Annotated in this window: 15 protein-coding genes; 10 read left to right on the top strand and 5 right to left on the bottom strand. The window is 75.0% G+C overall.

Annotated elements, in window-relative coordinates; all coding sequences use genetic code 11:
* Positions 1-237 precede the first annotated feature (237 nt).
* Together glgC and argG are read left to right on the top strand one after the other, a co-directional pair.
* Positions 238-1,458, top strand: a complete 1,221-nt coding sequence (glgC, locus tag ACI784_RS19195) for a glucose-1-phosphate adenylyltransferase (protein ID WP_456923282.1) — start codon at positions 238-240, stop codon at positions 1,456-1,458.
* A gap of 53 nt (positions 1,459-1,511) precedes the next feature.
* Positions 1,512-2,960, top strand: coding sequence for an argininosuccinate synthase (gene argG, locus ACI784_RS19190; RefSeq protein WP_457014545.1), 1,449 nt, complete (start codon positions 1,512-1,514; stop codon positions 2,958-2,960).
* 22 nt (positions 2,961-2,982) lie between these two features.
* Here argG and ACI784_RS19185 read toward each other — a convergent pair whose 3' ends face one another.
* On the bottom strand, positions 2,983-3,630 hold the full coding sequence (locus tag ACI784_RS19185; RefSeq protein WP_456923284.1) for an O-methyltransferase: 648 nt from the start codon (positions 3,628-3,630) through the stop codon (positions 2,983-2,985).
* A 189-nt stretch (positions 3,631-3,819) separates the two neighbouring features.
* Here ACI784_RS19185 and sigE point away from each other — a divergent pair, with 189 nt between their 5' ends.
* The 4 genes from sigE to ACI784_RS19165 all read left to right on the top strand — a co-directional run bounded on the left by sigE (position 3,820) and on the right by ACI784_RS19165 (position 7,097).
* Positions 3,820-4,419, top strand: a complete 600-nt coding sequence (sigE, locus tag ACI784_RS19180; protein WP_456923285.1) for an RNA polymerase sigma factor SigE — start codon at positions 3,820-3,822, stop codon at positions 4,417-4,419.
* Positions 4,416-4,988 (top strand): anti-sigma factor family protein, encoded by a 573-nt coding sequence (locus ACI784_RS19175; RefSeq protein WP_457014544.1) that lies wholly within the window; start codon positions 4,416-4,418, stop codon positions 4,986-4,988. Before sigE ends, ACI784_RS19175 begins: the two co-directional genes overlap by 4 nt.
* 167 nt (positions 4,989-5,155) lie before the next feature.
* Entirely contained in the window at positions 5,156-6,595 is a 1,440-nt protein-coding gene (locus tag ACI784_RS19170) for a S1C family serine protease (RefSeq protein ID WP_457014543.1), read from the top strand.
* A 106-nt stretch (positions 6,596-6,701) separates the two neighbouring features.
* Positions 6,702-7,097, top strand: a complete 396-nt coding sequence (locus tag ACI784_RS19165) for a twin-arginine translocase TatA/TatE family subunit (protein WP_457014542.1) — start codon at positions 6,702-6,704, stop codon at positions 7,095-7,097.
* A 234-nt stretch (positions 7,098-7,331) separates the two neighbouring features.
* Here ACI784_RS19165 and ACI784_RS19160 read toward each other — a convergent pair whose 3' ends face one another.
* Positions 7,332-8,483, bottom strand: a complete 1,152-nt coding sequence (locus tag ACI784_RS19160; protein ID WP_457014541.1) for an Mrp/NBP35 family ATP-binding protein — start codon at positions 8,481-8,483, stop codon at positions 7,332-7,334.
* Between the two features lie 160 nt (positions 8,484-8,643).
* Between ACI784_RS19160 and ACI784_RS19155 the strand changes: the two genes are divergently transcribed.
* Both ACI784_RS19155 and ACI784_RS19150 read left to right on the top strand, forming a co-directional pair.
* On the top strand, positions 8,644-9,345 hold the full coding sequence (locus tag ACI784_RS19155; RefSeq protein WP_456923291.1) for an AzlC family ABC transporter permease: 702 nt from the start codon (positions 8,644-8,646) through the stop codon (positions 9,343-9,345).
* A complete protein-coding gene (locus tag ACI784_RS19150) occupies positions 9,342-9,659 on the top strand; it encodes an AzlD domain-containing protein (RefSeq protein ID WP_457014540.1) in 318 nt (105 codons plus the stop codon). Before ACI784_RS19155 ends, ACI784_RS19150 begins: the two co-directional genes overlap by 4 nt.
* 9 nt (positions 9,660-9,668) lie before the next feature.
* Here the strand turns inward: ACI784_RS19150 and ACI784_RS19145 are convergent, their stop codons facing one another.
* From ACI784_RS19145 to ACI784_RS19135, 3 genes are read right to left on the bottom strand one after another with little or no spacing between them, the layout of a single operon-like run.
* The gene (locus ACI784_RS19145; protein ID WP_457014539.1) at positions 9,669-10,145 is read right to left on the bottom strand and encodes a methylated-DNA--[protein]-cysteine S-methyltransferase; all 477 of its coding nucleotides are present in this window, start codon (positions 10,143-10,145) and stop codon (positions 9,669-9,671) included.
* Positions 10,146-10,197: 52 nt separating this feature from the next.
* Positions 10,198-10,713: a DUF1003 domain-containing protein gene (locus ACI784_RS19140; protein WP_456923296.1), complete on the bottom strand. Its 516-nt coding sequence runs from the start codon at positions 10,711-10,713 to the stop codon at positions 10,198-10,200.
* Positions 10,706-11,944, bottom strand: coding sequence for a magnesium transporter MgtE N-terminal domain-containing protein (locus ACI784_RS19135; protein ID WP_456923298.1), 1,239 nt, complete (start codon positions 11,942-11,944; stop codon positions 10,706-10,708). Before ACI784_RS19135 ends, ACI784_RS19140 begins: the two co-directional genes overlap by 8 nt.
* A 109-nt stretch (positions 11,945-12,053) precedes the next feature.
* On the opposite strand from ACI784_RS19135, the gene ACI784_RS19130 reads away from it, so the two are divergent.
* Positions 12,054-12,932: a PhzF family phenazine biosynthesis protein gene (locus tag ACI784_RS19130; RefSeq protein WP_457014538.1), complete on the top strand. Its 879-nt coding sequence runs from the start codon at positions 12,054-12,056 to the stop codon at positions 12,930-12,932.
* 26 nt (positions 12,933-12,958) lie between these two features.
* Positions 12,959-13,852 carry a DMT family transporter gene (locus ACI784_RS19125; RefSeq protein WP_456923300.1) on the top strand — a complete coding sequence of 298 codons (894 nt, stop codon included), beginning with the start codon at positions 12,959-12,961 and terminating at the stop codon, positions 13,850-13,852.
* Positions 13,853-13,864: the final 12 nt, after the last annotated feature.

Raw genomic sequence — 13,864 nt, 5'->3', positions numbered from 1 at the left:
AGGGGGCCAGGAGCCGAGGGGTGACCCCGCTGCCCCCGCCGCTCGCACGCTCGCGGCGGGGCCCTGCAGGGGGCCAGGAGCCGAGGGGTGACCCCGCTGCCCCCGCCGCTCGCACGCTCGCGGCGGGACCCTGCAGGGGGCCGCCCCGTACGGCACGAGGTAGGCATCTCACCCCATGGGTGACCACCGTGCACCGCGGTGCGGCGGCAGCCCCGTCCACCGGCTACGTTGCGTCACATGCGTGGCGGTCCTCGGGTTCTCGGCATCGTCCTGGCCGGCGGTGAGGGCAAGCGGCTGGCCCCGCTCACCGCGGATCGGGCGAAACCGGCAGTGCCGTTCGGCGGCAACTACCGGCTCATCGACTTCGTGCTGTCCAACCTGGTCAACGCGGAGGTGCGGCAGATCGCCGTCCTCACCCAGTACAAGAGCCACAGCCTCGACCGGCACATCACCACGACGTGGCGGCTGTCGCAGATGCTGGGCAACTTCATCACCCCCGTGCCCGCGCAACAGCGGCTCGGGCCGCGCTGGTACACCGGCAGCGCCGACGCGATCTTCCAGAGCCTGAACCTCATCTACGACGCCCGGCCCGACATCGTCATGGTCTTCGGCGCCGACCACGTCTACCGCATGGACCCGGCGCAGATGATCGACCAGCACGTGCAGACCGGCGCGGGGGTCACCATCGCCGGCCTGCGGGTGCCGCGGGTGGAGGCCACCGAGTTCGGCGTGATCGACGCCGACGCCGAGGGGAAGGTGCGCGGCTTCCTGGAGAAGCCCGCCGACCCGCCGGGGCTGCCCGACTCCCCGGAGGAGAGCTTCGCCTCCATGGGCAACTACGTGTTCACCACCGAGGCCCTGCTCGAGGCGCTGCGGGCCGACGCCGAGGACGAGAGCTCCGCCCACGACATGGGCGGGTCGATCATGCCGATGCTGGCCGAGGCCGGCGACGCGTGGGTCTACGACTTCTCCACCAACATCGTCCCGGGCGCCAGCGAGCGCGACCACGGCTACTGGCGGGACGTCGGGACGATCGACTCGTACTTCGACGCGCACATGGACCTCGTGTCGGTCACGCCGATCTTCAACCTGTACAACGACCGCTGGCCGATCCTCACCCTGCCGCCGCAGCTGCCCCCGGCGAAGTTCGTCCTCGGCGGCCGCGCGGAGGAGTCGATGGTCAGCGCCGGCGCGATCATCGGCGGCGGCTCGGTGCACAACTCGGTGGTCTCACCGGGTGTGCGCGTCGAGCGCGGCGCGCGGGTCGAGGACAGCGTGCTCATGGACGGCGTGTTCGTCGGTGAGGGCGCCTACGTCCGGCGGGCCATCCTCGACAAGAACGTCGTCGTCCCGCCGTGGGCGCGCATCGGGGTCGACCTCGACACCGACCGCCAGCGCTACCACGTGAGCGCCGGCGGGGTCACCGTCCTGGGGAAGGGTGCCCGCGCGTTGGTGTGAGCGCTCCACCCCCGCCTGTGCATGATCATGCATCGGCGTGCATACTTCTTCCCGTGTCCAAGGTCCTCACCTCCCTCCCGGTCGGCGAGCGCGTCGGCATCGCCTTCTCCGGCGGACTCGACACCTCGGTGGCGGTCGCGTGGATGCGTGACAAGGGCGCGGTGCCGTGCACGTACACCGCCGACATCGGCCAGTACGACGAGCCGGACATCGCCTCGGTGCCCGGTCGCGCCGCTGCGTACGGCGCGGAGATCGCCCGCCTGGTCGACTGCCGCGCCGCCCTCGTCGAGGAGGGGCTGGCGGCCCTGACCTGCGGGGCGTTCCACATCCGCTCCGGGGGGCGCAGCTACTTCAACACCACCCCGCTCGGCCGGGCGGTCACCGGCACCCTGCTGGTGCGCGCCATGCTCGAGGACGACGTCCAGATCTGGGGCGACGGCTCGACCTACAAGGGCAACGACATCGAGCGGTTCTACCGCTACGGCCTGCTGGCCAACCCCTCGCTGCGGATCTACAAGCCGTGGCTGGACGCCGACTTCGTCACCGAGCTCGGCGGCCGCAAGGAGATGTCCGAGTGGCTGCTGGCCCACGACCTGCCCTACCGGGACAGCACGGAGAAGGCCTACTCCACCGACGCCAACATCTGGGGCGCCACCCACGAGGCCAAGTCGCTGGAGCACCTGGACGCCGGGGTCGAGATCGTCGAGCCGATCATGGGCGTGCGGTTCTGGGATCCGGCCGTCGAGATCCCCCACGAGGACGTCACGATCGGGTTCGTCCAGGGCCGCCCGGTCAGCATCAACGGCAAGGAGTACGCCTCCGCCGTCGACCTGGTGCTGGAGGCCAACGCCATCGGCGGCCGGCACGGCCTGGGCATGTCCGACCAGATCGAGAACCGCATCATCGAGGCCAAGAGCCGCGGCATCTACGAGGCGCCCGGCATGGCGCTGCTGCACATCGTCTACGAGCGGCTGGTCAACGCCATCCACAACGAGGACACCCTCGCCACCTACCACAGCGAGGGCCGGCGCCTCGGCCGGCTGATGTACGAGGGCCGCTGGCTGGACCCGCAGTCGCTGATGCTGCGGGAGTCGCTGCAGCGCTGGGTCGGCATGGCGGTCACCGGCGAGGTGACCCTGCGCCTGCGGCGCGGCGAGGACTACTCGATCCTCGACACCTCCGGACCGGCGTTCAGCTACCACCCGGACAAGCTCTCCATGGAGCGGACCGAGGACTCCGCGTTCGGCCCGGTGGACCGCATCGGCCAGCTGACCATGCGCAACCTCGACATCGCCGACTCCCGCGCCAAGCTCGAGCAGTACGCCGCGATCGGCATGGTCGGCGGCGTGACCCCGGCGGCCGTCGGTGCCGCGCAGGCGGCCTCGACCGGGCTGATCGGTGCGATGGCCGCGGGCGGCGCCCAGGCGATCGCCTCGCGCGGGGCGGTCTCCGAGGAGGACGAGCTGCTCGACCGCGCCGCGATGGAGTCCGGCACCGACTGACGGCCGGCCCGGCGTCGCGACCTCAGCGGCGCCGGGTCGCCACCAGCAGGCCTGCCCCGATGGGGAGGACGGCCGAGGTCAGGGCCTCGTGCTCGCGCACGGTGCGGGCCAGTTCCCGCCAGGTGACGGTCTGCTCGTCGCGGGCGGTGCGGTCGGCGATGCGGTCGCCCTCCAGCAGCCCGTGGCAGGTCAGCGTGCCGCCCACCCGCACCAGGTCGAGCAGGGCGTCCAGGTGCCGGGCGTACTCGGTGGGGGGCCCGGCGCAGACGACCATGTCGTAGGCGCCCGGCGACAGCCGCGGGAGCACCTCGGCCGGGGTCCCGAAGATCATGCGCGTGCGGCCGGCCGGGTGGCCGGCCTCGACGAAGGCCAGCCGGGCCGCGCGCAACTGCTCCGGGTCGCCGTCCAGGGCGGTGAGGACGCCGTCGGGGCGCATGCCCTCCAGCAGCCACAGCCCGACCACCCCGGCGCCGCTGCCGATCGAGACGACCGCGCGGGCACCCCCGGTCGCGGCGAGGACGGCCAGCGAGGCGCCGACGGCCGGCTCGAGCGGCGCGGGGCCGCCGAGACGGGCCGCACGCGCCCGGGCCGCGACCAGGGCGGGGGTCTCGGTCGCGAACCGGTCGGCGTAGGCGGCGCCGTCCCTGCCCGGCCTCGGTCCGCTGCTCATCACCGGCCGAGGGTAGTGGCCCACTCCCGGTGACCGTCCGCGACCGGCGGGGCTGTGAGCTTGCTGTGAACGGGAACACCGGGTGGCGCACCGCCCGTTGATCACGACGTGCGCCCCAAGCGAGCCGCCCCCGCCCGACCCGCCGACGTGGGAGGGCAGGGAGCGGCCTCCGTCTGCGATCCTGGACCCGTGTCCGATGCCCCTGTCCCCGCGCAGCCGGCCGCCGTGCCCGACGCGCCCGGCGCCGAGGCGTGGGTCGCCCCCACGTGGGAGCAGGTCGTCCGCGACCACTCCGCGCGCGTCTACCGGCTGGCCTACCGGCTGTCGGGCAACCCGCAGGACGCCGAGGACCTCACCCAGGAGACGTTCGTCCGGGTGTTCCGCTCGCTGGCCGACTTCTCGCCCGGCACCTTCGAGGGCTGGCTGCACCGGATCACCACGAACCTGTTCCTCGACATGGTGCGGCGCCGGCAGCGGATCCGCTTCGACGCCCTTCCCGAGGACACCGAGCGCCTGCCCGGTACCGCGCCCAGCCCCGAGCAGGTCTACTCCGACACCCACCTCGACCCGCAGGTGCAGGCGGCGCTGGACGCGCTCTCACCGGAGTTCCGCGTCGCCGTCGTCCTGTGTGACATCGAGGGCCTGACCTACGAGGAGATCGCGGCCACCCTCGGCATCAAGCTCGGCACGGTCCGGAGCCGCATCCACCGCGGCCGTGTCCAGCTGCGCGAGGCCCTGGCGCACCTGGCCCCGCGCCGCCCGGTGGCCGCGGAGGGGAGCGCGGGGTGAACATCCCCGAGAGCCACCTGGCCCAGGAGGCGATCGCCGCCCTGGTGGACGGCGAGCTGGCCGGCGGCCCCGCCGGCCGCGCGGCCCGGCACCTGACCGGCTGTGCCCAGTGCCGGATGGCCGTACAGGCCCAGCGGGAGGCCAAGGACGCGCTGCACACCTGTGCCGAGGTCGCGGTGCCCGGCGACCTGCTCTCGCGCCTGCGCGCCATCCCCTTCACCGCCGACGTCCCCGGCACCGGCGGCGGGCTGAGCGCCGGGCCCGAGCAGCTCACCGTGTCCGGCCCCGCCGGCTCCTGGTCGGTGCCGCTGGCCCCGCCGGCGCCGCCTCCCGCGCGGCCCGGTCAGGCCCGCTGGCTGCGGCGCGGGGTCGCCGGAGCGCTCGCCGGCCTCGGGCTGGGCGTCACGGTGCTGGCTCTCGGGCTCCCGGTCGACGGTCCGCACGGCGAGCGCCGGGTGCCCTCGTCGGTCGCCGGTTCCTCGCCGGAGCAGCGCACCCAGATCGCGCCGCCGGTGGTCCGCACCATGACGGTCGACACCGCAGCCGTCCGCCCGGGCGGAACGCCCTGAACACCCGTACCGACGCCGCGACCGGGGAGGTCCCACTGCCCGAGAACCCGGAGACCCCCGAGGAGTCGCGGCCCGCCGACACGGCGCCGGCGCCCGACGAGGTCTTCGCGCGGCCCCGGGCCGGTGTCGGGGGCTTCGACCCCCCACCGGGTGACCCCCGCCCCGCCGTGCTCCGCCCGCCCGCACCGAGCCCCGCCCAGCAGGCCGCGTTCGGGCGGCCCGCCGCCGTCGACGGCAGCTTCGCCGGCGACCGCCCCGCCCCGCCGCCGCGCCCGCTGCCGCCTCCGCCGCCGGAGGCGGTACTGCGGGCCTTCGCGCCGCCCGGACCGGTCCGGCGCGGCCTGCAGGAGCCGCCCGGCGGCCGGCCGGAACGCCGCCGGACCGCGACCGGTCCGTGGTGGAAGCCCGACGCCCGCTCCGACCCCTGGCGGGACCCCCACGCGCCCGCCGCCCTCACCGGCCCGGCGGTCTTCGAGGAGCCGGCGGACCAGCCCGGCCCGGTCGTCGTCGACGGGAAGGGCCGCCGGAAGCTGCGGCTGCGCGACCTGTCGATCCGCCTGTCGGTGCTCGTCGTCCTCGCCGTGCTGCTCGTCGGCGCGATCGGCGGCGGCGCCGGCTACCTGCTGACCCGCACCGCCAGCGAGACCCCGCTGCTCGCCCCCGGAACCCAGCTCAACGAGACCAGCGAGGGGGTCGCCCGCGAGCCGGGCTCGGTCTCCGACATCGCCGAGCGGGTCACGCCCGCGGTGGTCTCCGTCGAGGTCCGCCTCGGGGAGGCCGGCGCCACCGGCTCCGGCGTGGTCGTCGACGGCGAGAACGGCTACATCATCACCAACAACCACGTCATCTCCGGCGCCGACGGCGTCGAGGGTGCCGAGATCCGCGCGGTCTTCTCCGACGGCAGCGGCTCGGCGGCCCGGATCGTCGGTCGCGACCCGGCCAGCGACGTCGCCGTCCTCAAGGTGGAGAAGCCCGGCCTGCTCACCGCGGCCCTCGGCGACTCCTCCGACGTCGTCGTCGGTGACCCCGTCGTCGCGATCGGCTCCCCGCTGGGCCTGGCCAGCACGGTGACCACCGGCATCGTCAGCGCGCTGGACCGCCCGGTCCGGCTGTCGGGGGAGGGCAGCGACACCAACGCCGTCATCAGCGCGGTGCAGACCGATGCGCCCATCAACCCGGGCAACTCCGGCGGCGCGCTGGTCAACGGCTCGGGCGAGGTCATCGGCATCAACACCGCCATCGCCTCCCTCGGCGGGGGCAGCGTGGGCCTGGGCTTCGCGATCCCGATCGACTCCGCCCGGGACATCGCCGAGCAGCTGATCAGCACCGGCCGGGCGGTGCACGCCGCGCTCGGGGTCAACGCCCGCTCGGTCACCGACGGCACCCGGGACGGCGCGCTGGTGGTCAACGTCGAGCCCGGCAGCGGCGCGGCCGAGGCCGGAATCCGCGAGCAGGACGTCATCATCGCGGTGGGCGAGGACCCGGTGGGCAGCTCCGAGGAGCTCGTCGTCGCCGTCGACGCGCACGAGCCGGGGGAGACCGTCCGCATCGAGCTGGTCCGCGGGGGCTCGTCGACGACCGTCGACGTCACCCTCGACGAGGCCTGAGACCCCGGCCACCCCCCGGATCGGGGCACTGACCCGGCGCTCCGACGCGCCTAGTCTGGACAGCCGTGGGCGGCAGGGGCGTCCGCGGGACGACGGGAGCGGTTTCGTGTTCGACTCGATCGGCTGGGGCGAGATCATCGTCCTCGCGCTCGCGGCGCTGTTCATCTTCGGCCCCGAGCGGCTGCCGCACCTGGCCAAGGACGCCGCGACCGGCCTGAAGAAGGTGCGCGAGGCGATCACCGGCGTCCGCGCCCAGGTGGACGAGTCGCTGGGCGACGACCTCGCCAAGCTCCGCGACCTCGACCTGCGCCAGTACCACCCGAAGACGTTCATCCGGAACCAGCTGCTCGCCGACGACGACGCGCCGTCGGTGCGCCGCGGCAGCGCGACCGGCTCGGCCGGGCTCGCCTGGGCCGGGGCCGGCGCCACCGTGGCCGGCCGGAACGCCGTCCGGTCCCGCGACGCGGCCACGCCGCCCCCGTTCGACCCCGACGCGACCTGAGGCGATGACATCGTCGGCCTACCGGCCGACACCGCGGCCAGGTGCCGTCCCCCTGCTGAGCCGAGCCGCTGCCCGTGTCCCGGTCGGGAGACCCTCCGGGCCCCCGCGACCGTTCCACCCGCGGCCAGGTGCCGTCCCCCTGCTCCATTGCCGGGGTTCCTCGTGCACTGCCGGCTCTACAACGCCCGCAAGGCGCGGGGAACGCCCGCAGTGCCCGTCCCCGACACGATCAGGTCAGCGGCGGACGGGGGTGAGCCCCAGCGACATGCCCGACAGCCCGCGCTGGCGGGTGGCCAGCCCGTCGGCGATCGCGGTCAGCGCCTGCGCCGCCGAGGACTCGGGGTCGGCGAGCACGACCGGCGCACCGGCGTCGCCGGCCTCGCGCACGCGGGTGTCGAGCGGGATCTGGCCGAGCAGCGGCACCCGGGCGCCGAGGGTGCGGGTCAGCGCGTCGGAGACGGTCTGACCGCCGCCGGACCCGAAGACCTCCACGCGGGAGCCGTCGGGCAGGTCCATCCAGGACATGTTCTCGATGACGCCGACCACCTGCTGGTGGGTCTGGGTGGCGATCGCCCCGGCCCGCTCCGCCACCTCGGCGGCGGCCAGCTGCGGCGTCGTCACGACGAGGATCTCGGCGTTGGGCAGCAGCTGGGCGATGGAGATCGCGACGTCGCCGGTGCCGGGCGGGAGGTCCAGCAGGAGCACGTCGAGGTCGCCCCACCACACGTCGGCGAGGAACTGCTGCAGCGCGCGGTGCAGCATCGGCCCGCGCCACACGACCGGGGTGTTGCCCGGGGTGAACATGCCGATCGAGATGACCTTCACGCCGTAGGCCTGCGGCGGCATGATCATGTTGTCGACCTGGGTCGGCTTGTCGTCGACCCCGAGCATCCGCGGCACCGAGTGGCCGTAGATGTCGGCGTCCACCACGCCGACCGACAGGCCGCGCTTGGACAGCGCCGCGGCCAGGTTGACCGTGACCGACGACTTGCCGACGCCGCCCTTGCCGGAGGCGACGGCGTACACGCGGGTCAGCGAGCCGGGCTGGGCGAACGGGATGACCGGGTCGGCGGCGTCGGTGCCCCGGACGGTGCGCCGCAGCTCGGCGCGCTGCTCGTCGTTCATCACGTCGAGGCCCACCTGGACGGCCGTGACACCGGGGACGGCGGAGACGGCCTGGGTGACGCGGTTGGTGATCGTCTCGCGCATCGGGCAGCCCGAGACGGTGAGGTAGACCTCGACCCGGACGGTGCCGTCCTCGGCGATCTGCACGTCCTTGACCATGCCCAGCTCGGTCAGCGGGCGGTTGATCTCCGGGTCCTGCACGGTGGCCAGAGCGGCGGTGACGGCGTCGAGCGCCGGCGCGCCGGTCAGCGGGGCGGACATCGTTGCGTCTGTCTCCTTCGACGGGGGACCCGGTCGGTCCGCCGCGAGGGGCGGGGACCTGCGCACACGGGTCTCCTGCCACTGTACGGCGGCCCACCGGCCCAGCCCGCCGTCCGAGGAGTGATCCGGTACGCACGGAGGCGCTCACTACCCTGGCCGCGTGTCCGACCAGCGTTCCGCCACCCTGCGCGACGCGATCGGGCTCGGGGTGGCCGTCGGCCTCTACGGCGTGGCCTTCGGCGCTGCGGCCGACGCCGCGGGGCTGGACCTCTGGCAGGCGATGACGATGTCGCTGCTCATGTTCACCGGCGCCTCCCAGTTCGCCCTGGTCGGTGTGCTCGGCGCGGGCGGCGGCGTGCTGGCCGCCGTCGGCAGCGCGCTGCTGCTCGGCACCCGCAACACCGTGTACGGCGTCCGGCTGGTGCCGCTGCTGCGGCCGCGGGGTGCGGTGCCGCGGCTGGGGACGGCGCACTGGGTCATCGACGAGACGACGGCGCTGGCCATCGCCGCCCCCGACCGGGGCCTGGCGCGGCTGGCCTTCCTGGCCGGCGGCGCGACGATCTTCCTGATCTGGAACCTCACGACGGTGGTCGGCTCGCTCGGCGCGGCGGCGCTCAGCGGTGCGGCGCTGGCCGCGCTCGACGCCGTCGTCCCGGCCGCGTTCCTGGCCCTGCTGTGGCCGCGACTGCGGCGGCCGTTCCCCGAGGCGGCGGTGCAGCGGCGGGTCGCGCTCGGGGGCGCGGTGGTGGCGCTGGCGCTGACGCCGTTCGTGCCACCCGGCGTGCAGGTCATCGCCGCGGTCGTGGCCGTCGCCCTCGCCGGTCGGCCCCGCGCGCGGGTCGCTCCGGAGGGCGCGCAGTGAGCGGCACCGCGCTGTGGGTGGCGGTCGTCGCCGGGTCGCTGGGCTGCTACCTGCTCAAGCTCGCGGGGCTGTCGGTGCCGGCGGCCTGGGTGGAGCAGCCGTGGGTGGCGCGGGTCGTCGACTTCGTCCCGGCCGCGCTGCTGGCTGCGCTGGTCGCCGTCCAGGCCGCCACCAGCGACGGCGCGATCGTGGTCGACGGGCGGCTGGTCGGGCTCGCCGTGGCTGCGGTCGCGCTGGCCCTGCGGGCGCCGTTCATCGTCGTCCTGGTGCTCGCTGGGGCCGCCGGCGCGCTGGTGCACGTCCTGACCGGCTGACCCGCGGGCTCAGAACAGTCGCCGGTCGCGCTGCTCCAGGTCGAGGAGGAGCCGCTTGCGGTGCAGCCCGCCGCCGAAGCCGACGAGGCTGCCGTCGGCGCCGATCACCCGGTGGCACGGGATCACGACCGGCAACGGGTTGCGCCCGCACGCCGTGCCCACCGCCTGGGCGAGGGTCCGGTCGCCGAGCTGCCGGGCGAGGGAGCCGTAGGAGCGCGTCTCGCCGTAGGGGATCTCCGCCATGAGCCGCCAGACCGCCAGCTGCAGCTCGTTGCCCGACGGCCGCAGCCGCAGGTCGAACTCCCTCCGGTCGCCGGCGAAGTACTCCTCCAGCTGCCGGACGACGTCGGTGAACGCGGCGTCGTCCCGTTCCCCGAGCGCGGCCCCGTCGGGCACGTCCATGTACAGGGCGACCAGCGCGTCGCCCTCGGCCACCGGCGTCAGCGGGCCGATCGGCGACCCGGTGACGGTGTGCGTGCGCGTCACGCCCCCGATCGTGACGCACGGCACCGACAGGACCGGCGCAGCGCCGGCGTCCTCAGCCGAGGGCGTCGCGCTTCTTCTTGGCCTTCTTCTCGCGCTTGTCCGTGTCGTCGCCGCCGTCCTCCGCCAGCCGGCTGAGCTCGCCGCGGATGAAGTCGCGGGTGGCCAGCTCGCCGACGGCGACCCGCAGCGAGGCCAGCTCCCGGGCCAGGTACTCGGTGTCGGCGCGGGTGGAGGCGGCGCGGGCCCGGTCCTCCTCGGCCTGCACGCGGTCGCGGTCGGCCTGCCGGTTCTGCGCCAGCAGGATCAGCGGCGCGGCGTAGGCGGCCTGGGTGGAGAAGGCCAGGTTGAGCAGGATGAAGGGGTAGGGGTCCCACTGCAGGCGGACCGCGAAGACGTTGAGGATGATCCACACCGTCACGATGACGGTCTGGACGGCGAGGAAGCGGCCGGTGCCGAGGAACCGGGCGATGCCCTCGGCGAAGCGGCCGACCGCGTCGGGGTCCAGGCGCAGGAAGCTGCCGAACCCGCGCGCACCCCGGGGGACGTCGAGCCGGCGGCCCTCAGCCACGGCGGGCCCGCTCGCGCCAGTTCTCGGGCAGCAGGTGGTCCAGGACGTCGTCCACGCTGACCGCGCCGACGAGCCGGCCCTGGGCGTCGACGACCGGCGCGGCGACCAGGTTGTAGGTGGCGAAGTAGCGGGTCACCTCGGCCAGCGGCGCCTCCGGCCGCAGCGGCTCCAGGTCGTCGACGACCCCGCTGACCAGGGTGGACGGCGGTTCGCGGAGCATCCGCTGGATGTGGGCCAGGCCGAGGTAGCGGCCGGTCGGGGTGGCCGACGGCGGCCGGCACACGTACACCTGGCTGGCCAGCGCCGGGGTCAGTTCCGGCTCGCGCACCCGCGCCAGTGCCTCGGCGATGGTGGCGTCGGGGGAGAGGATCACCGGCTCGCTGGTCATGATCCCGCCGGCGGTGTCCTCGGAGTACTGCAGCAGCTGCCGCACCGGCTCGGCCTCGTCGGGCTCCATGAGCTCCAGCAGCCGGTTGCGGTCGACGTTCGAGAGCTCGGCGAGCAGGTCCGCGGCGTCGTCGGGGTCCATCACCTCGAGGACGTCGGCGGCGCGGCCCTCGTCGAGGGTGCCGAGGATGGTGATCTGGTCGGCCTCCGGCAGCTCCCCGAGGACGTCGGCCAGCCGCTCGTCGTCCAGGGCCTCGGCCACCTCGTGCCGGCGCTTGATCGGGAGGTCCTGCAGGGCGTGGGCGAGGTCGGCGGCGTTGAGCTCGCGGTACGTGGCGATGAGGGTCTCCGCGCCCTGGCCGCCCTGCGGCAGCGCCAGGCCGGTGACCTCGTCCCAGTTCAGGGTGTGCAGCTGGCCGCGGCGGCCCAGCCGGCCGGGTTCCTGGACGGCGAGCTTGGACAGCACCCAGTCGGCGGTGCGGGTCTGCTCGATGCCGGCGTCGACCACGTGCGCGGGGCGGCCGGACTCGGCGATGTGCACGGCACGGTCCAGCAGCTCCCCGAGGACGAGGGTCTCGCCGGCCCGCTGCTCGAAGCGCTTGAGGTTGAGGGTGCCCGAGGCCAGCACGACCGCGCCGGTGTCGACGGCGGTCACCCGGCCCATCGGCACGAAGATGCGCCGGCGGGCCACCACCTCGACCACCAGCCCCAGCACCCGGGGCGCGGCGGTGCCCACCCGCAGGGCGACGACGACGTCCCGGACCTTGCCGACCCGGTCGCCGTTGGGGTCGAAGACCGGCAGCCCGGCGAGCCGGGAGACGTAGGCCCTCGTCACCGTGGTCACGGAACCTCCTCGATGGCGATCGTCGGCTCCGTGCCGAGGGTGTGGATCTGACCGGCGGTGCCGTGGCCTGGCGAGACCGGCCACGCGCGCTGAGGCTACCGTCGGCGCCGTGTCGTCCCCCGCAGCCGAGCTCGAGTACGAGGTCGTCGACGTCTTCGCCCCCCGCGCCTTCGCGGGCAACCCGCTGGCCGTCGTGTACGACGCCGACGGGCTGACGACGGAGCAGTGCCAGGCGCTGGCCAACGAGTTCCACCTGTCGGAGACCTCGTTCCTGTGCGTGCCCTCCGAGGGCTCGGGGGCCGACTACCGGGTCCGCATCTTCACGCCGTACGCCGAGCTGCCCTTCGCCGGGCACCCGAGCGTCGGCGCGGCGCACACGCTGGTCCGCGCCGGGCGGCTGCCCGCGGGCACCGTGCGCCAGGAGTGCGGCGCCGGCGTCCTCGACCTCGTGGTGGACGACGACGGCGCGACCCTCTCCGGCGGGCGGCCCACCCTCGAGGACGGCCCCGAGCCCGGTGCGCTGGCCGCGGCGATGGGGCTCTCGGCCGCCGACGCCGTCGGCCTGCCCGCGCACGTCGCCGGCTGCGGGCTGCCCTTCAGCTTCCTGGCGGTCCGTCCCGAGGTGGTCGACGCCGCCGCTCCCGTCCCGGCCCTGCTCGGCGAGCTGGGGGTGGGGGAGGGCGTCTCGGTGCTGTCCTGGGACGCCGCGGCCTCCACCGCCTACGCGCGCGTCTTCGCGGCCGACCTGGGGTGGGGGGAGGACCCGGCGACCGGCTCGGCGGCCCTGGGCACCGGCGTCTGGCTGGTCGCCACCGGCCTGGTCGCCCCCGACGGGACGTCGTCCTACGTCGTCCGCCAGGGCGAGGCCATGGGCCGCCCGTCGGTGCTCTCCTGCACCGTCACCGCCTCCGGGGGACGGACCACGGCGACGACCGTGCAGGGCGCGGTGGTGCCGGTCGCCCGCGGCCGGATCCGGGTCCCCTCCTGAGCGCTCCGGCGGCGTCCGCGTGGGCCGTGCACCGGCCCGGCGGACGGGACGTCGGCATCATCGCCGTGGCCGTCCTCGGCATCTCGCTGTCGGCGCCGCTGACCACGCTGGTGACCGCGCCGATGCTGGCGCTGGCCTTCTGGCGCAACGTGGGTGGCGCGGGGACCCTGCTGCCGGTGGTCCTCCTCCGGGACCGCTCGACGCTGGCCGGCCTGCGCCCGCGTGACCTCGGCAGCTCGGTGGTGGCCGGGCTCTTCCTCGCCGCCCACTTCGCCGCCTGGCTCCCGAGCCTGTCGATGACCACGGTGGCCGCCTCGACCGCGCTGGTCACCACCACCCCCATCTGGACGGCGCTGGCCGCCCGGGTGAGCGGCGTGCGGCTGCCCGCGGCCATCTGGTGGGGGCTGGTGATCGCGGTGCTCGGGGTCGCGCTCATCGCTGGGGTCGACGTGACGGTGAGCCTGCGCGCCCTGGCCGGGGACGGGCTCGCGCTGCTCGGCGCGGTCTGCGCCGGCGGGTACGTGCTGGCGGGCGCGCGCGCCCGCCAGCGCCTGACCACCTCGGCGTACGCGGTGGTCTGCTACTCGGTGTGCGCGGCGGCGATCGCGGTGTCGGCAGTCGTCGTCCGGGCTCCGCTGGCCGGGTTCAGCGCCCGCGACTGGCTGCTGATCGCCGGGATCACCTTCTGCGCGCAGCTGCTGGGCCACACGCTGCTCAACCGGGTGCTGTCCTCGGTGGGCCCCACCGTGGTGTCGCTCGTCGTCCTGCTCGAGGTGCCCGGCGCGCTGCTGTTCGCGCTGGTGCTGCTGCAGCAGGTGCCGCCGCTGCTCGCCCTGCCCGGCGTGCTGCTCGTCGTCGTCGGCGTCGCGCTCGTGGTGCGGGCCAGCCGGCCCAGCACGCTGGTCGAGCCGGCGACCTGACGGGCCCGCGAC

The organism is Geodermatophilus sp. SYSU D01186, assembly GCF_054050215.1.
Note: the sequence above shows the minus strand (reverse complement) of the source record. Positions and strands in the feature narration are given on the sequence as shown.